11 protein-coding genes are annotated in these 20,365 nt (G+C 71.5%); 5 read left to right on the top strand and 6 right to left on the bottom strand.

Features of this window, described 5'->3' with window-relative positions; all coding sequences use genetic code 11:
* Window positions 1–85: 85 nt before the first annotated feature.
* Window positions 86–1,321 carry an IS110 family transposase gene (locus tag OG978_RS16125; protein WP_326763311.1) on the bottom strand — a complete coding sequence of 412 codons (1,236 nt, stop codon included), beginning with the start codon at window positions 1,319–1,321 and terminating at the stop codon, window positions 86–88.
* 1,020 nt (window positions 1,322–2,341) lie between these two features.
* Window positions 2,342–2,770: an Rv3235 family protein gene (locus OG978_RS16120; protein WP_326765893.1), complete on the bottom strand. Its 429-nt coding sequence runs from the start codon at window positions 2,768–2,770 to the stop codon at window positions 2,342–2,344.
* A gap of 291 nt (window positions 2,771–3,061) precedes the next feature.
* On the opposite strand from OG978_RS16120, the gene OG978_RS16115 reads away from it, so the two are divergent.
* The gene (locus OG978_RS16115) at window positions 3,062–3,568 is read left to right on the top strand and encodes a DUF6912 family protein (protein WP_326765892.1); all 507 of its coding nucleotides are present in this window, start codon (window positions 3,062–3,064) and stop codon (window positions 3,566–3,568) included.
* Window positions 3,569–3,645: 77 nt separating this feature from the next.
* The gene (locus OG978_RS16110) at window positions 3,646–4,317 is read left to right on the top strand and encodes an HAD family hydrolase (RefSeq protein WP_326765891.1); all 672 of its coding nucleotides are present in this window, start codon (window positions 3,646–3,648) and stop codon (window positions 4,315–4,317) included.
* Between the two features lie 64 nt (window positions 4,318–4,381).
* On the opposite strand, the gene OG978_RS16105 is transcribed toward OG978_RS16110, so the two are convergent.
* Complete coding sequence (locus OG978_RS16105) at window positions 4,382–4,951, bottom strand: DJ-1/PfpI family protein (protein WP_326765890.1); 570 nt, start codon at window positions 4,949–4,951, stop codon at window positions 4,382–4,384.
* A 389-nt stretch (window positions 4,952–5,340) separates the two neighbouring features.
* Here OG978_RS16105 and OG978_RS16100 point away from each other — a divergent pair, with 389 nt between their 5' ends.
* Window positions 5,341–10,353: an NAD-glutamate dehydrogenase gene (locus tag OG978_RS16100; protein ID WP_326765889.1), complete on the top strand. Its 5,013-nt coding sequence runs from the start codon at window positions 5,341–5,343 to the stop codon at window positions 10,351–10,353.
* A gap of 65 nt (window positions 10,354–10,418) precedes the next feature.
* Here OG978_RS16100 and OG978_RS16095 read toward each other — a convergent pair whose 3' ends face one another.
* Together OG978_RS16095 and OG978_RS16090 are read right to left on the bottom strand one after the other, a co-directional pair.
* On the bottom strand, window positions 10,419–11,198 hold the full coding sequence (locus tag OG978_RS16095; RefSeq protein WP_326770045.1) for an ABC transporter ATP-binding protein: 780 nt from the start codon (window positions 11,196–11,198) through the stop codon (window positions 10,419–10,421).
* A gap of 4 nt (window positions 11,199–11,202) precedes the next feature.
* The gene (locus tag OG978_RS16090; protein ID WP_326765888.1) at window positions 11,203–12,144 is read right to left on the bottom strand and encodes an ABC transporter permease; all 942 of its coding nucleotides are present in this window, start codon (window positions 12,142–12,144) and stop codon (window positions 11,203–11,205) included.
* A 141-nt stretch (window positions 12,145–12,285) separates the two neighbouring features.
* On the opposite strand from OG978_RS16090, the gene OG978_RS16085 reads away from it, so the two are divergent.
* Window positions 12,286–12,891 carry a TetR/AcrR family transcriptional regulator gene (locus OG978_RS16085; RefSeq protein WP_326765887.1) on the top strand — a complete coding sequence of 202 codons (606 nt, stop codon included), beginning with the start codon at window positions 12,286–12,288 and terminating at the stop codon, window positions 12,889–12,891.
* A 7-nt stretch (window positions 12,892–12,898) separates the two neighbouring features.
* Here OG978_RS16085 and OG978_RS16080 read toward each other — a convergent pair whose 3' ends face one another.
* The gene (locus tag OG978_RS16080; RefSeq protein WP_326765886.1) at window positions 12,899–16,435 is read right to left on the bottom strand and encodes a bifunctional glycosyltransferase/CDP-glycerol:glycerophosphate glycerophosphotransferase; all 3,537 of its coding nucleotides are present in this window, start codon (window positions 16,433–16,435) and stop codon (window positions 12,899–12,901) included.
* 227 nt (window positions 16,436–16,662) lie between these two features.
* Here OG978_RS16080 and OG978_RS16075 point away from each other — a divergent pair, with 227 nt between their 5' ends.
* The gene (locus tag OG978_RS16075) at window positions 16,663–20,268 is read left to right on the top strand and encodes a bifunctional glycosyltransferase/CDP-glycerol:glycerophosphate glycerophosphotransferase (RefSeq protein ID WP_442817695.1); all 3,606 of its coding nucleotides are present in this window, start codon (window positions 16,663–16,665) and stop codon (window positions 20,266–20,268) included.
* Window positions 20,269–20,365 lie beyond the last annotated feature (97 nt).

Here is a 20,365-nt window from a genome sequence, read left to right as displayed (position 1 = left end):
ATGGGCAGCCCGGTGGCCGGCACGGCGGGGGTGGCCGTGCCGGTGCGCGCGTGATGGGGTCAGGAAGGGAGGGGCGGTGGTGCTGTCAGGCCGCGAGGCCGATGTCGCCGGGGGTTCGTGGTTCGTAGAGGGCCCCGGTGCGGATCATTGCGTGGATGACGTTCACACGTTGGCGGGCCAGGCGGAGGATCGCTTGGGTGTGGGTCTTGCCGCGTGCGCGTTGACGGTCGTAGTAGGTGCGGGAGGAGCGGTCGGATTTGCAGCCGATCGCGGCGAACGCGGCCTGGAAGAGGGCGCGTTTGAGGAGTCGGTTGCCGCGGTGGGGTGCGTGCTCGCCACGGATGGAGGTGCCCGAGGACTTGGTGGCGGGGGCGAGTCCGGCGTAGGAGGCGAGGTGTCCTGCGGTGGGGAAGGTGGTGCCGTCGCCGATGGCGACGATCACGGCGGCGGTGGTCCTGACGCCCATGCCGGGCATGGAGGTCAGGAGGTGGAAAAGAGGGAGGGCCTCCAGCAGGGCGGCGATCTCCTGCTCGGCCTGGCGGCGCTGGGTGTGGGCGGCGGCGAGCTGGGCGGCAAGTCCGGGCACGATCAGCGCGCTGGCCTCGGTGCCGGGCACGATGACGGTCTGCTCGGCAAGCGCGTCGAAGATCTCCGCGGTGAGGTGGTGGGCCTTGCGCGAGCCGTGCGCCTTGAGCAGGGCCTCGCAGCGGGCGTGGCCCAGTTTCTTCAGCCTGGCCGGGGAGCCGTGCCGTTCAAGGAGGGCCAGGATGTAGGGGTAGCCCAGCCGGGGGCCGACCACCCGCTCCAGGGTGGGATGGATCTGGGAGAGCAGGCCGCGCAGCCGGTTGGAGGTGCGGTTGACCTCGCCGGCCAGGTCGTTGTCGTAGCCGGTGAGCATGGTCAGCTCGGCCAGCTTCTCGTCGTCGCGGTCCACCGCGCGCAGGGTGTGCGGCATGGTCCGGGCGGTGTCGGCGATGACGAAGGCGTCGCGGGCGTCGGTCTTGGCTTCGCCCGGGTAGAGGTCGGCGGCCCGGCGCATCGAGAGTCCCGGCAGGTAAGCGACCCGGCAGCCGGTCGCGCGGGCCACGGTCAGTGGCAGCGCGCCGATGTTGGCGACCTGGTCCACGATCACCAGGACGGTGCCGAACTTGGCCCTGAGCTTGTCGAACAACTCCCGCAGGCGGGCCTCGGTGTTGGGCAGCTTCTTGTCGTGGACGGTCTTGCCCTGCCCGGTCAGGCCGCGGGCGTGGTGGAACTCCTTGCCCAGGTCCAGGCCGAGGAACAGACCTATGCCGGAGATATCGATGACGGTGTCGGCCATGCGCGATGCCCCTCTTCGGTCGTGCCTTTCGCATCCGTCCCGGCCGTCCCTGCGGCACCACACGCCGGCAACCACGTTACGCAGACATCCCGCCCGTGAAGAGGTCCGGCGTTGCACCGGACCAGGCAGTCGTCAGGCCCCTCATCAGCGGTCAAGCGGTGCCCCGAAGCCCGGCGGCAACACCCCCCAGGTCATCGACTTCGACAGGGGGCACACAGCCATACCGGACCCGGGGGCCAGGCGCCCCATTTCGGGGCCACAGAAAAGGTAACGAGGGCTGAGGATGGCTGAGAGCGGGGCCAGGAGGGTTCGGGCGGGGTGGGGACGCCTGAGGGGCCAAGGAGGGTTCGGGCGGGGTTGGGGACGCCTGAGAGGGGCCAGGAGGGTGGGACAGGTATGAGGGGATGGCTGAGGGGGCCAGGAGGGCTGGGGGACGCCTGAGAGGGGCCAGGAGGGGTGGGACGGGTTGGGGATGGCCGGAGGGGTGCCCGGGAGGCGGTTGGTCGGGGTTGGAGGGTGGTTGGGGGCGCCAGGAGGGCTGGGGCCGGGGCTGAGAGGGGGCAGGAGGGGCTGGGGGTGGGTATGCGGCTTGGGGCTCGCTGGCTCGCTGGCTTCCTTGCTCGCTTGCCACAGGGGCTGGCAGAGGCTGGATCGGAGCCCGTGGTCCCGCCCGGTGCCGTTACTTCGGGCGCCGGGCGGGAGTGGCTGGGTGCGGTAGGCGGGGCTCTGGCCCGGGTCTCGCTCCTCACGTTGGATGGGCTGAGAAAAGGGGAGGGCGGGCTCCTGGCCCGTTGCCCGCTTGGCCTCGCCTCTGGCGCTGGGGTGCTGAAGGTGGTTGTGAGCCCGCCCAGCCCTGGCCCTTGGGGCGGGTCAGTCTCTGGGCCTGGCCCCGGTCCGTTCCGGTCTGGTCTGGTTCTTCGCATTCCTCCGTGGTTCTGTTCCGTTGCTGGCCCACCCCACCCTGTCCAGCCCAGGGGAGGACGGGGTGGGGATGAGGCGTGTTTCGGGAGGCCGCACGGGCTAGCGGGCCGGGGCTGCCTGTAGGTGTTCGTCGCCGAGCTCCACCGCGGCGCAGCGCCAGCGGAGGTCGGTGCCCTGTTCCAGGCGGAAGGCCATTGCCCGTACCTGTTCGCCCGCCGCGATGCTCGCGCATGCCTCCACCACGCCCGGAGCCGGCTGGGCGCCGTGGCACATGCGGATGACGGGTCGGGCGCCGCGGGCCCTGAGTGGGGTGCGCGGGGCCAGTTCGGCCAGCTGGTCGTAGGCCTCGCCGATGGTGTGTCCGAGCATCCAGTGCACCGGGCGCTGGCCGCTGAGGACCGCCAGGAGGCGCTCTGCGAACCAGTGGTGCGGGCGTACGCGCCGGGGAGTCCGGGTGCGCTGAGGTGGTACGGCTTCGGGCCTGCGCTGGTCGCGTCGTCCAGTGGGCCGGGTCCTGTTCGTGCTCATCGATCATCGCCCCCGTGCTTCAGAGGCCCGGTGAATACCGGGCGGTAACTTCTGCTGGGGACCTTCTACGGCGACGGCCGAGGAGGCCGCAAGCGGCAGTGGGGCGCCGGGCACGATCGGGAGGAATCACCTATCCGGGTGATGCGGCCGGTGCCGGGCGGGGTGTGAGGCGGGCGCAGGGAGGGTGAGGAGCGGTTGCCGAGTGGACGGAGCGGCATCGGTGCACGTGACCCCAAAGGGGGACGTCGCACGTATCCTGAGGGCGTTTCCGACTACGAAAGCGGCCCGGCCATGCGCGTGTACGTCCCCCTGACCCTGTCCGGTCTCGCAGCGGCGCACCGGGCGGGCGAAATCGGCCCCGGTCCGCTCACCGCGTACGCGGTGACCCCCGCACTGCGCGAGTGGTACGTCTCGGACGACATCGAGGAGCTGGAGTACGCGGCGCTCAACCGGGCCGCCTCCGCCTCGCTGCGCATGATCGCGCAGAACCCCGACGCGGTCCGCAGGCGCGTCGTCGTGGCCGTCGAAGTACCGGACGGCGCGGCCGTCGCCGACCCGGACCACAGCCTCGACCCGTCCTCGCTCGGTGAGGTGCGGATCGCGTCCCCCGTGGCGCTCGCCAAGGCCGCCGCGGTGCATGTCGACGCGGACGACGCGAAGAAGGACGTCACGGCCGCGGCCGCGGCGCTGGGGGCTGCGGACCTCGGTGACGACGACGCACAGTTCACCGTGGACGGCGCCGAGGACCACGAGCTGCTGTGGTTCGGCATCCAGGAGATCCCGAACCTGATCGGCTGAAGCCGGAAAGGGGGGAGGGGAGAGGGAGCGGGGGCTGCTGTCGAACGGGTGTCGGAGGCGGCGGGTATTTTCTATGCATGGGGACGCATCGGAAGCACCGTACGCATCTGGTCTGGGACTGGAACGGCACACTGCTCGACGACAACGACGCGGTCATCGGCGCGACGAACGCCGCGTTCGGCGAGGTCGGCCTGGAGCCGATCACGCTTGAGCAGTACCGCGAGATGTACTGCATCCCGATCCCCCGCTTCTACGAACGGCTGATGGGCAGGCTGCCCACGGAGGCCGAGTGGGAGCGGATGGACGGAATCTTCCACCAGCGCTACACCGAGCGACGGGCCGCCTGCGGGCTCACCGAAGGCGCCGAGGAGCTGCTCACGCAGTGGCAGCTGGCCGGGCGCAGCCAGTCCCTCCTGAGCATGTACGGGCATGACCAGCTGGTCCCCGTGGTGCGGGGTTACGGCATCGAGCGGCACTTCGTACGGGTCGACGGGCGCACCGGGCCGTCCGGCGGCAGCAAGGCCCAGCACATGGAGCGGCACATCGCCGCGCTGGACGGGATATCCGCCGAGCACACGGTGGTCATCGGCGATGCGGTGGACGACGCTGTGGCCGCGGCCCATGTCGGTGCGAAGGCCGTGCTCTACACCGGTGGGTCGCACAGCAGGGCCAGTCTGGAGGCGGCCGGAGTGCCGGTGGTGGACAGTCTGGCCGAGGCCGCGCACCTCGCCGAGCAGATGGCCGAATAACAGCGATCGAACAGCGGCGATCGAGTAGGAGCGAAGCGGCGGGCGAGCGAGGCGGGCCGGCGGGTCAGGTGGTCACCGGGGCCTTTGTGCGGAGGACCTTCAGGAATTCGCGCATCCACGCCGAGTGGTCCGGCCACGCCCGGGCCGAGACCAGCGTGCCGTCGACCACCGCCTCGTGGTCCTCGAAGGTGGCGCCCGCCGCCTGCATGTCCAGCTCCAGCGCGGGGTAGGCGGTGACATGGCGGCCGGCCAGCGCACCGACCGCCGCCGTCATCAGCGGGCCGTGGCAGATCTGGGCCACCGGCCGGTCCGAGTCGAAGAAGGCCTTGAGGATCTTGCGCAGCTCGGCGTCGTTGCGCAGATACTCGGGCGCCCGGCCGCCCGGGACGACCAGGGCCACGTAGTCCCCGGGGTCGACCTCGGAGAAGGCCAGGTCGGCGGGCCAGGTGTAGCCGGGCTTCTCGGTGTACGTGTCGAAGCCGGGCACGAAGTCGTGGACCACGAAGCGGAGCGTCTTGCGGGCGGGGGCCGCGATATGGACGTCGTAACCCTCTTCACGCAGCCGCTGGTACGGATAGAGGACTTCCAGGGACTCGGCGGCGTCGCCGGTGACGATCAGGATCTTCGGTGCCATGGCGGGGCTCCCACGGTTCGTCGGCCTGTTCCGTCTACCAGAGTGCGGCAATACGGCCCCGCGCGCTGTCCAGAGTGTCAAAGTTCGGGTCCATCTTTTTACACAAACGGCTCGTGACGGGCACGGGGGCGGGCGATATAGCCTGGACCCCGTGATCAGCGCGATACGCCTCGGGGGCAGCGAAGCCCCCGGCCTGCGCCCGGAGTGCCACAGCACCCGGGCCGCCGCTGATTCCCGCAACCCGGATCGACTGCCAAAAATGGCCAATATGGTCCCGGGTATCTCTCATAGCGGCATAGCGTCGACTCAGACCGGAAACCCCGTGTCGTGGCGGTACGTCGTCTTTTTCACCTACGTCACGCAACGGCGCGCGACAGGAGCCAGAGGACATGCAGACCAAGCTGGACGAAGCCAAGGCCGAGCTGCTCGCACGGGCCGCCAAGGTAGCTGACAACAGCCCGGGCGGTGGTGTCGGTGGCCCGGGCGGTACCTCCCGGGTGCATGTTGCGGCCGCCGGGGCCGAGCAGGAGCGTCCCGGACAGGACGTGCTCCTTTCCTACCTCCAGCGCTACTACCTGCACACCGCTCCGGAGGACATCGCGGGCCGCGACCCCGTGGACGTCTTCGGTGCCGCCTCCTCCCACTACCGGCTCGCCGAGATGCGCCCGCAGGGCACGGCGAACGTCCGGGTGCACACCCCGACGGTCGAGGAGAACGGCTGGACGTGCAGCCACACCGTCGTCGAGGTCGTCACCGACGACATGCCGTTCCTGGTCGACTCCGTCACCAATGAGCTGTCCCGGCAGGGGCGCGGCATCCATGTCGTGATCCACCCGCAGGTCGTCGTGCGCCGCGACGTCACCGGCAAGCTCATCGAGGTCCTCGCCGAGGGCAACGGCATCGCCGCGGGCTCCAATGGCCGCAAGAACGACGCTGGCGCCACGGACACGAAGAGCGAGCTGCCGCACGACGCGCTCGTCGAGTCCTGGATCCACGTCGAGATCGACCGCGAGACCGACCGCGCCGACCTCCAGCAGATCTCCGTCGACCTGCTGCGCGTGCTGTCCGACGTACGGGAGACCGTCGAGGACTGGGACAAGATGCGCGACGCCGCGCTGCGCATCGCCGACGACCTGCCCGGCGAGCCGCTCGACGACCTCGCCGACGAAGAGGTGAACGAGGCCAGGGAGCTGCTGCGCTGGCTCGCCGCCGACCACTTCACCTTCCTCGGCTACCGCGAGTACGAGCTGAAGGACACCGACTCGCTGGCCGCCGTCCCCGGCACCGGCCTCGGCATCCTGCGCTCCGACCCGCACCACAGCGTCGACGAGGCGCACCCCGTCAGCCCGTCCTTCGACCGGCTGCCCGCCGACGCCCGGGCCAAGGCCCGTGAGCGCAAGCTCCTCGTCCTCACCAAGGCCAACAGCCGCTCGACCGTCCACCGCCCCAGCTACCTCGACTACGTCGGCGTGAAGAAGTTCGACGCGGACGGCAACGTCATCGGTGAGCGCCGCTTCCTCGGACTGTTCTCCTCCGCCGCCTACACCGAGTCCGTGCGCCGGGTGCCCGTCATCCGCCGCAAGGTCGCCGAGGTGCTGGAGGGCGCGGGCTTCTCGCCCAACAGCCACGACGGCCGCGACCTGCTGCAGATCCTGGAGACGTACCCGCGCGACGAGCTCTTCCAGACGCCCGTCGACCAGCTGCGCTCCGTCGTCACCTCCGTGCTCTACCTCCAGGAGCGCCGCCGGCTGCGGCTCTACCTGCGCCAGGACGAGTACGGGCGCTACTACTCCGCGATCGTCTACCTGCCGCGCGACCGTTACACCACCGGTGTACGACTGCGTCTGATCGACATCCTCAAGGAGGAACTGGGCGGCATCAGCGTCGACTTCACCGCCTGGAACACCGAGTCGATCCTCTCCCGGCTGCACTTCGTCGTCCGCGTCGCACCCGGCACCGAACTGCCCGATCTCACCGACGCCGAGGCCGACCGCATCGAGGCCCGGCTCGTCGAGGCCGCCCGCTCCTGGGCCGACGGCTTCCAGGAAGCACTGGGCGCCGAGTGCGGCGAGGAACGTGCCGCCGAGCTGCTGCGCCAGTACGGCCACTCGTTCCCCGAGGGCTACAAGGCCGACCACACGCCGCGCTCCGCCGTGGCCGACCTGGTCCACCTCGAAGCGCTCAAGCAGGACGAGAAGGACTTCGCCCTCAGCCTGTACGAGCCGGTGGGCGCCGCCCCCGGCGAGCGCCGCTTCAAGATCTACCGGACCGGCGAGCAGGTCTCCCTCTCCGCCGTGCTCCCGGCCCTCCAGCAGCTCGGTGTCGAGGTCGTCGACGAGCGCCCGTACGAGCTGCGCTGCGCGGACCGTACGCACGCCTGGATCTACGACTTCGGGCTCCGGATGCCGCAGGTCAACGGCAGCGGCAACTATCTCGCCGACGACGCCCGGGACCGCTTCCAGGACGCCTTCGCCGCCGTGTGGACCGGTGAGGCCGAGAACGACGGCTTCAACTCGCTGGTGCTGGGCGCCGGTCTGAACTGGCGCCAGGCGATGGTGCTGCGTGCCTACGCGAAGTACCTGCGTCAGGCCCGGTCGCCGTTCAGCCAGGAGTACATGGAGAGCACTCTCCGCAACAACGTCCACACCACCCGGCTGCTGGTCTCGCTCTTCGAGGCCCGGATGTCCCCGGAGCGGCAGAGCGCCGGCACCGAGCTGACCGACGGCCTCCTCGAAGAGCTGGACGGGGCCCTGGACCAGGTCGCCTCGCTCGACGAGGACCGGATCCTGCGGTCCTTCCTCGTCCTCATCAAGGCCACCCTGCGCACCAACTTCTTCCAGCGGGAGGACAGCGGCAAGCCGCACGGCTACGTCTCGATGAAGTTCGACCCGCAGTCCATCCCGGACCTGCCGGCGCCCAGGCCCGCCTTCGAGATCTGGGTCTACTCGCCGCGCGTCGAGGGTGTGCACCTGCGCTTCGGCAAGGTCGCCCGAGGCGGTCTGCGCTGGTCGGACCGGCGAGAGGACTTCCGTACGGAGATCCTCGGCCTGGTCAAGGCGCAGATGGTGAAGAACACCGTCATCGTGCCGGTCGGCGCCAAGGGCGGATTCGTCGCCAAGCAGCTCCCGGACCCGGCCGTCGACCGTGAGGCCTGGATGGCCGAGGGCATCGCCTCGTACCGCACCTTCATCTCGGCGCTGCTCGACATCACCGACAACATGGTGGCCGGCGAGGTCGTGCCGCCCACGGACGTCGTCCGGCACGACGGCGACGACAACTACCTGGTCGTCGCCGCCGACAAGGGCACCGCGAGCTTCTCCGACATCGCCAACGAGGTCGCCGTCACGTACGGCTTCTGGCTCGGCGACGCCTTCGCCTCCGGCGGCTCCGCGGGCTACGACCACAAGGGCATGGGCATCACCGCCCGTGGCGCCTGGGAGTCCGTCAAGCGGCACTTCCGCGAGCTGGGCCACGACACCCAGACCGAGGACTTCACCGTCGTCGGTGTCGGTGACATGTCCGGTGACGTGTTCGGCAACGGCATGCTGCTCTCCGAGCACATCCGGCTCGTCGCCGCCTTCGACCACCGGCACATCTTCCTCGACCCCACCCCGGACGCCGCCACCTCGTACGCCGAGCGCCGCCGGCTGTTCGAGCTGCCGCGCAGCTCCTGGGCCGACTACAACAAGAACCTGCTCTCCGCGGGCGGTGGCATCCACTCGCGCAGCGCCAAGTCCATCCCGATCAACGCGCACGTCCGTGAGGCGCTCGGCATCGAGCCGGGTGTCACCAAGATGACGCCCGCCGAGCTGATGCAGACCATCCTCAAGGCCCCCGTGGACCTGGTGTGGAACGGCGGCATCGGTACGTACATCAAGTCCTCCGCCGAGTCGAACGCGGACGTCGGCGACAAGGCCAACGACGCGATCCGCGTCAACGGCGAGGACCTGCGGGCCAAGGTCGTAGGCGAGGGCGGCAACCTCGGCGCCACCCAGCTCGGCCGGATCGAGTTCGCTCGCGGCGGCGGCCGGATCAACACCGACGCGATCGACAACAGCGCCGGTGTGGACACCTCCGACCACGAGGTGAACATCAAGATCCTGCTCAACGGCCTGGTCCGGGACGGCGACATGACCGTCAAGCAGCGCAACAAGCTGCTCGCCGAGATGACCGACGAGATCGGCCGCCTGGTGCTGCGCAACAACTACGCGCAGAACGTCGCGCTCGCCAATGCCACGGCCCAGTCGCCCTCGCTGCTCCACGCCCACCAGCGCTTCATGCGCCGGCTGGGCCGGGACGGCGACCTCGACCGCGGGCTGGAGTTCCTGCCCGCCGACCGTCAGATCCGTGAGCTGCTCAACGGCGGCAAGGGGCTCAGCCAGCCCGAACTGGCCGTGCTGCTCGCCTACACCAAGATCACGGCGGCCCGGGAGCTGATCAGGACCAGCCTGCCGGACGACGCGCACCTGCAGAAGCTGCTGCACGCCTACTTCCCGCAGCAACTGCGCGAGCAGTTCCCCGAGGCGGTCGACGGGCACGCGCTGCGCCGCGAGATCATCACCACGGTCCTGGTCAACGACACCGTGAACAGCGGTGGTTCGACCTTCCTGCACCGGCTGCGGGAAGAGACCGGTGCCTCGATCGAGGAGATCGTGCGGGCCCAGTTCGCGGCCCGTGAGATCTTCGGCCTCGGCCAGGTGTGGGACGCCGTCGAGGCGCTCGACAACAAGGTCGCCGCCGATGTGCAGACCCGGATCCGGCTGCACTCGCGCCGGCTCGTCGAGCGCGGTTCGCGCTGGCTGCTCGGCAACAGGCCGCAGCCGCTGGAGATCGCCGAGACGATCGACTTCTTCAAGGCGGGCGTCGACCAGGTCTGGGCCGAGCTGCCCAAGATGCTGATGGGCGCCGACCTGGACTGGTACCAGTCGATCCTGGACGAGCTCACCGAGGCGGGCGTCCCGGGCGAGCTGGCCCAGCGGGTCGCCGGCTTCTCCTCCGCCTTCCCGGCGCTGGACATCGTGGCGATCGCGGAGCGCACGGGGAAGGACCCGCTCTCCGTCGCCGAGGTGTACTACGACCTCGCGGACCGGCTGGGCATCACCCAGCTGATGGACCGGATCATCGAGCTGCCGCGGGCCGACCGCTGGCAGTCCATGGCCCGCGCCTCCATCCGCGAGGACCTGTACGCCGCGCACGCCGCGCTCACCGCGGACGTGCTGCCGGTGGGCAACGGGACCTCGACGCCGGAGGAGCGGTTCAAGGCGTGGGAGGAGAAGAACGCGGCGATCCTGACGCGGTCGCGCTCCACGCTCGATGAGATCCAGGGGTCGGACGCGTTCGACCTGGCGAATCTGTCGGTGGCGATGCGGACGATGCGCACCCTGCTCCGTACGCACGCCTAGCCGGTCGGGAGGGGAGGCGGGCGCCGGGTCTTCCGGTGGCCGCCTCCCCTTTCTGTTGCCGCGCCCTACTTCCTGCCGGAGGTGAACTTCTCGTACGCCGCCACGACCTCGTCCGCCGGACCGTCCATCCGTAGCGTTCCCGCCTCCAGCCAGATCGCCCGGTCGCAGGTCTCGGTGATCGACTTGTTGCTGTGGCTGACCAGGAAGACCGTGCCGGCCTCCTTGCGCAGCTCGATGATCCGTTCCTTGCTGCGCCGCTGGAACCTGGCGTCGCCGGTGGACAGCGCCTCGTCGATCAGGAGGACGTCGTGGCTCTTGGCGGCCGCGATGGAGAAGCGCAGCCGGGCGCCCATGCCGGAGGAGTACGTACGCATCGGCAGGGTGATGAAGTCGCCCTTCTCGTTGATGCCGGAGAAGTCGACGATCCCCTGGTAGCGCTCGCGGATCCGGGTGCGCGTCATGCCCATCGCGAGGCCGCCCAGCACCACGTTGCGCTCACCGGTCAGATCGCTCATCAGCGCGGCGTTCACCCCGAGCAGCGAGGGCTGGCCCTGGGTGTGCACCCGGCCCTTCGTCGCGGGCAGCAGACCGGCGATGGCCTTGAGCAGGGTCGACTTCCCCGAGCCGTTGGAGCCGATCAGGCCGATGGCCTCGCCCTTGTACGCGGCGAAGCTCACCCCCTTCACGGCGTGCACCTCGCGCACGCCGGGGGCCTGCCGGCGCGAGACGATCCGGCTGAGCGCCGAGGTGGCGCTGCCCTTTCCGGTACGGGCGCCGTTGACCTTGTACGTGATGTGGACGTCGTCCACGACGACGGTCGGGACCCGCTCGTTGTTGTCAGCCATGTCGTCAGCCACGTCCGTACCGCTCCTCCGCGTGCCAGAAGTACACGAATCCGCCCACCCCGCACACGAGCGCCCAGCCCGCGGCGATTGCCCACACATGCGGCGGGAGGTGGGACGCGCCGAAGCTGTCGATGAGCGCGAACCGCATCAGATCGATGAAGACGGCGGCCGGATTGCACTCCAGCATCACCATCACGAAGTGCGGAACGCGGTCCCCCTTGAGCATCGTGTCCACGCTCCACATGACCCCGGACGCGTACATCCAGGTGCGCAGCACGAACGGCATCAGCTGGGCGATGTCCGGCGTCCGGGCGGCCAGCCGCGCCACCACCATGGAGACACCGGTGTTGAACACGGCCTGCAGGAACAGCGCCGGAATCGCCAGCAGCCAGGACGGCCTGGGGAACTGCCCGAACCCCACCAGGATCAGCACCAGCGCGCCCAGCGAGAACATCAGCTGCTGGAGCTGTTGCAGGGCCAGGGCGATCGGCAGCGAGGCACGCGGGAAGTGCAGCGCCCGGACGAGCCCCAGATTGCCGCTGATCGCACGGGTGCCCGCGGTGATCGAGCTGCTGGTGAAGGTCCAGATGAAGACGCCGGTGACGAGGAAGGGCACGAAGTCCTCGACGTTGCGCTTGGTGTTCATCAGGACGCCGAAGATGAAGTAGTAGACCGTCGCGTTCAGCAGCGGCGTCATGATCTGCCAGATCTGGCCGAGCTTCGCCTGGCTGTACTGGGCGGTCAGCTTGGCGGTGGCGAACGCGGTGATGAAGTGCCGACGCCCCCACAGCTGCCGGACGTACGCCACCAGCGAGGGCCGGGCCCCGCTCATCGTCAGTCCGTGCCGGGCGGCGAGCGCGGCGAGCTCGCCCGGTGCGTACACCGGGAAGGGTGCGGCGGCGGGTGTGTCGGCCGGGGCCGCTGGGGTTGCTGTCTGGCTCACCACGATCGCTTTCGACGGGAGGGCAAGGACGGGGAGGCGGAACAGTGCGACCGACGGAACGGGACCGTATCGTCGCAACGCCGAGGGTAGGACGCATTTACGTCGCAACGCAACCGTTCCGTCGTTACGGACTATGATTCGGCCATGACCACCGACCCGGGAACCCGCCGCCGTGTCCCCGCGGGAGCCGCTGTGCTGCGCGAGGACGTCACCGATGCGATTCGCAGCGCCGTCTTCGAGGAGCTGGCCGCGGTGGGCTTCGCCCGGATGTCGATGGAGGGGATCGCGCGGCGCGCGGGTGTCGGCAAGACCGCCGTGTACCGCCGCTGGAAGTCCAAGCTGGCCCTGGTCCTCGACCTGGTCTCCGCCGTCGCGGTCCAGGGCATGCCGGCTCCGGCCACCGGTTCGCTGTACGGGGACGTCCGGGCCGTGCTCGAACTCGCCTCCTACGCCCTGCGCCACCCCGTCGCCTCGCAGGTCATCCCGGACCTGCTGGTCGAGGCGGCCCGCAGTCCGGAGATCTCCGACACGATCAAGGCCGCCCTGCTGGACCCGCAGCAGGGCATCGCCGCCGTTGTCGTGCGGGACGCGGTGGCCCGCGGTGAGCTGCCCGAGGACAGCGACCCGGACCGGGCGCTGGACCTGATCGTCGGCCCGCTCTACTGGCGGCTCGCCGTCGTCCGGGGCCCGCTGCCCAAGGGCTACCTCGACGACCTGGCGGTCGCCGCGGTCGCCGCACTCAAGAGCTGAGCGGCGACTACCCCTCGGCCAGCAGCCGGTCCGCGACCCGGGCCGCCGCCCCGCCGTCGTCCAGGTCGCAGAAGTCCCGGCGGAAGCTCTCGTACGCGTCCGCGTACCGGGCCGCCGACGCGGCCAGGTTGTCGGCGTCGCGCAGGAGCGCGGCGACCTCGTCCGCCCCGGCGAGCAGCGGGCCCGGCGCCCGGGTCTCGAAGTCCAGGCAGAAACCGCGCACCGTGTCGCGGTAGTGCTCCAGGTCGTAGGTGTGGAAGAGCATCGGGCGGCCCGTGTGCGCGAAGTCGAACATCAGGCCCGCGTAGTCCGTGACCAGCACATCGGCGATCAGTAGCAGCTCCGCGATGTCCGGATGCGCCGACACGTCGCGTACGCCGGGCCGCTCGGCCACGTTCCCGGTCACCCGCGGGTGGCGGCGCACCAGCACGGTGTGGGCCCCACCGATGGACCGGGCCAGCGCGGCCGGGTCGAGCGCCGGGTCCCAGCGGTAGTGGGGCCGCTCGCCGTCGGTGCCGGAGGGATGGGCCAGCTGCTCGCGGTAGGTCGGCGCGTACAGCACGACCCGGCGGCCGTCCGGGATGCCGAGCCTGTGCCGTACCCGCTCCGCGGTCTTGGCGCGGTCGGCCGAGAAGAGCAGATCGTTGGCGGGGGAGCCCGCCTCCAGGACCTCGCCCCCGTAGCCGAGCGCGCGCCGCAGCAGCGGGGTGGAGTGGCGGCTCGGGGAGACCAGGACGGACCACTGGGCCGACCGGTGCGGCAGCGTGGCGAGTTCCTGGTGGTCGGCGTACAGGGTGCCGCCCAGATCCGTGCCGAAGCGGCCGAGCGGGGTGCCGTGCCAGGTCTGCACGACGGTCTGGCCGGGCCGCCGCTCGAACCACTCGGGCAGCTGGTCGGCGGTGACGATGCGGCGGGACCGCGCCAGCGCCCCGTACCAGGCGGCGCTGTGCTCGACGACCGGGACGGCGGTGGGCGGGACGTGTCCGTGGACTCCGTCGGTGACCCAGAGGTGCTCCGACTCCACGCCCCGGCGCAGGAGTTCGGCGTGGACGGCGCGCGGTGAGTCGCCGCCCGTGTAGAGGACCGCGTCCCGCAGCGGCATCGTGCGCCGGGCCGGATAGTGCGTGCCGCGCAGCTCGGCCCGGCGGTACGCACCGCGTTCGGCGAGCGCGAGCACCGGCCCGGCCCGCACCGTCAGCCGGTCGCCGAACCGGCGGTCCAGGGCGAACTCCCGGCCGGGCACGGGGGCCGCGGCGACCGGGCCACTCCGGCGCAGCGGCAGCCGGGCGGCGAGCGCGGTCAGCACCCGGACCGGACGGCCGCCCAGATACGCGTCCCAGCGGCCCTCGTGCAGCCCGGCGGCCACCGAGGGCGCGAGGAACGCGGTGAAGCGACGCCCCCCGTACGCCGTCCCGCGCGCCCCCGCGTCCCTTCCCTCCGGCATCCCCGCGCGCGGCTCGTCATGGGTGACGGGCACCGACACCGTCTCGCGCAGCGCCCGGTGCCGCAGTACGAGGCGGTCCGGGCCCTCGTCCTGCCGTACGCCCGTACCGGCGCCGGCCACCCCCTCCACCCGAAGCGCCCCGTCCGGCGTCCACACGGCGCCGTCCACGAACGGCTGCCCGCTCAGGTCCAGCACCAGCTCGCCCGCCGCGTCGGCCACGACCGGCGGGGCCGACTCCGGGGCCGCCGCGAGCGGCACCCGCACTCCGTCGGCCAGCACCAGCCGCGCCCGCCACCGCCCGCCGGGCTCCGGCTCGACCTCGCGCGGCGCCCGGTGCGGAGCCGGTGGCGCGGCCGCCATCCCGGCGAGGTCGGCGAGCGGGAGCCGTACCGTGAAGCGGCCGTCCGGACGGCATTCGACGGGGTGGCCGAACTCCTGGTCCGCCACCCCGTCGCAGGTCAGCACCAGGGCCTTCGGCCGGGCGCCCCCGTACAGCCTGCCGGTCAGCTCCAGGTCCTCGCCGAAGCGGTGGGTATCGCAACGGGCGGGCAGTTGCGCCAGGGTCAGCCGCAGCCGCCCGCCCCGGTAGTCGAGCACCGCCCGCCGTCCGTCGCCCAGCTCATGGACGAGCGGCTGGACGGCCCCCGACTCCACGGCGCGCACCGCCACCCGGCGGACCGCGCCCTGGGCGGCCACCATCATGCCCACCAGCCAGCCGCCGGGCCGCAGCCGGCGAGGGTCGATGATCATCTCGAAGCCGGAGTGGTCGTAACCGTGCAACTGCTGGCCGGAGGCGACGGTCGCCTCGGGCGCGGGCACGCCGCGTACCGGCATCGTCCGCAGCTGCTGTCCGTGGGTCGCGCGCACCATGCCCATCCTCAGCGAGTGGCGCGGCGTCGCGACCGGCAGATTGCGGATGTACGCGTAACCGCGCAGCCGCAGCTTCCCGTCGTCGCCCCACCGCGCCTCCAACAGCCGTGCCACGGCCGGGAGATCGGTACGGGACAGCCGGGCGGTGTCCGGGATGCCGGGGAAACCGGCCTGCCGCCGCCCCGGTACGCCGCTCACCGTGAACGTTCCCGCGCCGTTGGCCCGTTCGAAGGCCAGCACCTCCAGCAGCTCCGGAAGCCGGCGCTCCTTCACCAGCTGCCACTTGATCCGCAGCTCCACCGGCAGCTCGTGGGCCACGGCCCGGTCCGCGCGGCCCGCTCCGTCCATCCGCTCCATCCGGTCCAGGAACGCCCCGGCGTCCGCCATGAACGCGTCCCGGTACCCGGGCCCGCCCGTGGCGAGCCCCTCCAGGAAGTACACGAAGTCGTCGCGTAGGCACGAGAGGTCGTAGCGGCGCCGCGCACCGCCGTTCGCCACCCCGCCCCGGCCCGCCAGGAACGCGCTGACCTGCTCGCACGCCGAGATCTGGTCCCGTACGCCCTGCACGTCCGTACGCCGCCGGGTGATCGCCCCCTCCCGGACCCGCCAGTAGTGGACATGTTCGTGCAGCACGTCCACCGAGCCGGCGAGGTAGTGCGCGGGGATCATCACCGGGGTGTCCTCGTAGAGCTTGCCCTCCGGGAAGGCGAAGGCGTGCCGGTCCCAGAAGGACCGCCGGAACACCTTGTTCCAGGCGAACCGGTCGGCGAGCAGCCGCGGATCGCGGCTGATGTGGGTGCGGGCCCGGCTGCCGGTCAGCCAGCGGTACTGCGGGGCCTGCTGCCGCCCCTGCTCGTTCAGCCGCCACACATTGCCGGTCGCGAGGTCGGAGCCGGTCGACTCCAGGGAGGCCAGCATCCGCGCGTAGGCGTCGTGGACGACGATGCCGTCGCTGTCGACGAACGCCAGGTACGGCACGTCCGGCGTGGTGTGCCGCACGCCGGTGTTGCGGGCCGCGCTCAGGCCCCCGTTGGGGCGGCGGACGCAGCGGAAGCGGCGGTCGCGGGCGGCGAACGCTTCGGCGATGGCCGTACTGCCGTCCGTCGAACCGTCGTCCACGAGGATCACCTCGATGTCGGTGACCGACTGCTCGGCCACCGAGCGCAGGCAGTCCTCCAGGTAGTCCTCGACGTTGTGGACCGGGACGACGACACTGAGGCGCGGCTTCATGCCCGGTCAACCGGGGTGGGCGCCACGGGTCACCGGCACTGCCCCGAACGGGTGAACAGGGGATTCGGCGACAGCAACAGCGACAGCGACGACGGCGACGCGGAGCAGGGCCGGCCGGCAACCGGGGCGCAGCCGATGTCATCCGTTCGGGAGAGACCGCGACCGGTGACCCCCGGCCCGTCACGGGGTTGAGCCGTACGGACAGCCAGGTCCCCCGATGAACGGACGTGCTCAACATGCCGCCACGGCTCAGTGTCGTCGTCCCGGTCCACAACGTCGAGCTCTATCTGACGGACTGCCTGAAGTCCCTCGCGGAGCAGACCATGGCCGACCTGGAGGTGGTGATGGTCGACGACGGGTCCACCGACGACAGCGCGGCCCTGGCCGCCGGGTTCGCCGAACAGGACGGCAGGTTCCGGCTGGTGAGCCAGGAGAACGGCGGGCTCGGGCACGCCCGTAACACCGGGGTCCGCAACTGCGACCCGGGCGCCCGCCATCTCGCCTTCGTCGACAGCGACGACGTGCTGCCGCCCCGCGCGTACGAACTCCTCGTCGGCGCCCTGGACGAGACGGGCTCGGACCTCGCGTCCGGCAATGTGCTGCGGCTGCTGACCGGCGGCCGGCTCCAGCAGTCGCCGAACTTCCGCAAGCCGATGGCGACCACCCGGCTGCGCACCCACATCTCGCGGGACTGGGACCTGGCCGCCGACCGGACCGCCTGCAACAAGGTCTTCCGCCGGTCCTTCTGGGACGAGCACGCCTTCGCCTTCCCGGTCGGCGCCCTCCACGAGGACATCCCGGTCGTCCTGCCCGCCCACTTCCTGGCCCGCTCCGTCGACGTGCTGAAGGACGCCGTCTACCACTGGCGCGAGCGGGCGGGCTCGACCACCACCCGCCGCGCCGTCGTCCGCGGCGTCCAGGACCGGGTCTCGCACGTACTGGGCGTCTCCGCCTTCCTCGACGAGCACCGCGGCGCCGCCGACAAGCGGCGGTACGAGTCCCATGTGCTCGCCAACGACCTCTGGTACTTCATGGAGGCGCTGCCCGACGGCGACGAGGAGTACCGGCGCGCCTTCGTCACGTACGCCAACGAGTTCACCGACCAGGCGGACCCGGCCGTCCTCGACGCGCTGCCGCTGCGGCTGCGCCTGATGTGGTACCTCGTGCGCGAACGGCGGACCGACGAACTGCTGAACCTGCTCGCCTTCGACAAGGCCGAGCCGGGCGCGTTCGCGGTACGGGGGGTGCGCCGCCGCACCGCCTCCTTCCCCGCCCTCACCCGGCCGGTGCCGCGCTCGGTGCTGCGGGTGGGCGACCGGGACCTGCCGCTCACCGCCCGGCTGCGGGACGCCTACTGGCAGGGCGGCAAGCTGCATCTCAGGGGATACGCGTACATCCGCAACCTGCCGGCCGGTTCCCGGGCCGGCGAGTTCCGGGCCGGCTGGCTGCGGGCCGGACGTCGGCACGTGGTGCCGCTGCGGCTGCGTACGGTCGACGAGCCGGAGGCCACCGCCCGGTCCCGGCAGAGCCTGCACGACTACGACAGGTCGGGCTTCGAGACCGTCGTCGACCCGGCCAGGCTCCGCATCGACGCGGGCGGCAGCCTCGAACGGCTCACCTGGCGCCCGGAGATCGGCATCGCCGGCCACGGCCTGCTGCGCCGCTCCGAGCTCTCGACGGACGAGGCGGCCGCCCCGCCGCCCGTGCACCGCCCCGACGGCGACCACCGCATCGTGCCCGCCTTCGACGGCGGCAAGCTGGTGCTGCACGCCGAGCGGATCGACGCCCGCTTCGAGACGCACCGCGCGGGCGACATGGGCGACGGGTCCGCCGCCGTGGTCATCGACGGGATGATCCGCGACCGGCTCGGCCAGGGGCCGCTGCGCCTCGCGCTCACCCACCGTCCCTCCGGCACCTCCTTCGACTGCCCGGTGACGGTGCACGAGGGCACCGTGCCCTCGGCGGCGGGATGGTGGCGGTTCACCGCGGACGTCCCGCTCGACGCCTTCGCCGCCGCCCGGCCGGGCACGGCACAGGGGGCGGGGCGCGCCCAGATGCCGTACAGCCTGCATCTCGTCGGACCGGACGGGGGTGGGACGCCGGTCGACGTGCCGGGACCGGTACTGCCGGGCCGCTACCCGCTGGCCGGGAACGGCGACGAGCGGCGCGAACTCGGCCTCACCGCCGACTCCCGGGGCAATCTGCTGATCAGCGACCGCACCGTGCAGCCCGCCGTCGACCTGGCGACCTGGACGGAGGACGGACAGCTCCTCCTGGAGGGCACGTTCCCCGGCCTTCCGGAGAGTACTTTCCCCGGCCTTCCGGAGGGCACCTTCCCGGATCGCCCGGAATGGCCCGTCGAGTTGGTGGCCCGGCACAGCGGGCACGGCGAGGAGGCCGTCTTCCCCCTCGCTCTCTCCGGGGCCGCCGGGGCCCGGCGGTTCAGGGCCGCGCTCCGGCCGGACGCCATCGAGGGCCCCGGCGGGAAACTGCCGCTGGGCCAGGGGAACTGGTACCTCTTCCTCCGCGAGAAGGGCGCCCGGGACGAGGCGGACGGTGCCCCGCTGCGGATGCCGGCCGCCGCCCACCGCACCCTGCCCGTCTCCCGCACCCTCGCCGGCCGGACGTACATCGTCGAACGGCGCTTCCACGACCAGCTGCTGATCAACAGCGCGCCGGTGCTCACCGCCGGGGAACGCGGTCCGCGCGCCAAGCGGCTGCTGCGCGACGGGTACCGGGCCCGGCGCACCGCACCGCTGCGCGACACGGTGCTGTACAGCAGCTTCGACGGCCGGCAGTACTCCGACTCGCCGCGTGCGATCCATGAGGAGGTGGCCCGGCGCGGCGCCGAGCTGGAGCATCTGTGGGTGGTGCGCGACCAGCAGGCCCGTATCCCGGCGGGCGCCACGGCCGTCGAGCACGGCTCCGCCGCCTGGCACGAGGCGCTGGCCCGCAGCCGGTACGTCGTCACCAACACCCAGCTCCCCGAGTGGTTCGAGCGGCGCGACGGCCAGTGTGTCGTCCAGACCTGGCACGGCACCCCGCTCAAGCGCATCGGTCTCGACCTCGCGGGTACGGCGCGGGCCGACGCCGCCCACATCGCCACCATCGAGCACCGTGCCCGCCAGTGGAGCTTCCTGGTCTCGCCGAACAGCTTCTCCACCCCCGTCCTGAGGCGCTCGTTCGGCTACCGGGGCGAGGTCCTGGAGTGCGGCTACCCCCGCAACGACCTGTTCCACGCCTCGGACCGGACCAAGGTCGCCGCAGCGGTACGGGAGCGGCTCGCCGTCCCCGAGGGCAAGCGGCTCGTGCTGTACGCGCCGACCTGGCGGGAGGACCAGTCGCTCGGCGGCGGCCGTTACGCCCTCGACCTGCGGCTCGACCTGGCCGCCGCCGAACGCGAACTCGGCGCGGACACCGTCCTGTTGGTGCGCCGCCACTACCTGGTGAGCGACCGCGTCCCGGACAGCAGCAGTGGCTTCGTCCGTGACGTCTCGCGCTACGGGGACGTCGGCGAGCTGATGCTGATCAGCGACGCCCTGGTCACCGACTACTCCTCGCTGATGTTCGACTTCGCCCGGACCGGCCGCCCGATGCTCTTCCACACCTACGACCTGGCGCACTACCGCGACACCCTGCGCGGCTTCTGCTTCGACTTCGAGGCCCGCGCCCCCGGCCCGCTGATCCCCGGTTCCACCGGCCTCGTCGAGGCGCTGCGCGATCCGGAGCGGGCCACCGCGGGACACGCGCAGGCGTACGAGGCATTCCGCCGGGACTTCTGCGACCTGGACGACGGGCACGCGGCGGCGGGCGTGGTCGACCGAATGCTGTAATCCGCACCGCCCGGCCGGTGCCGCTGCCGGCCGGGCGGAGGGCCGGATTCACCACGCGCTCCCTGAACCGTTCGAGTGATTCGGGGGTGCGAATGTT

Source organism: Streptomyces sp. NBC_01591 (assembly GCF_035918155.1).
In the GTDB taxonomy this organism is placed as follows: Bacteria; Actinomycetota; Actinomycetes; order Streptomycetales; family Streptomycetaceae; genus Streptomyces.
The sequence above is the reverse complement of the archived record's forward strand: the minus strand, read 5'-3'. Positions and strand labels throughout refer to the sequence as shown.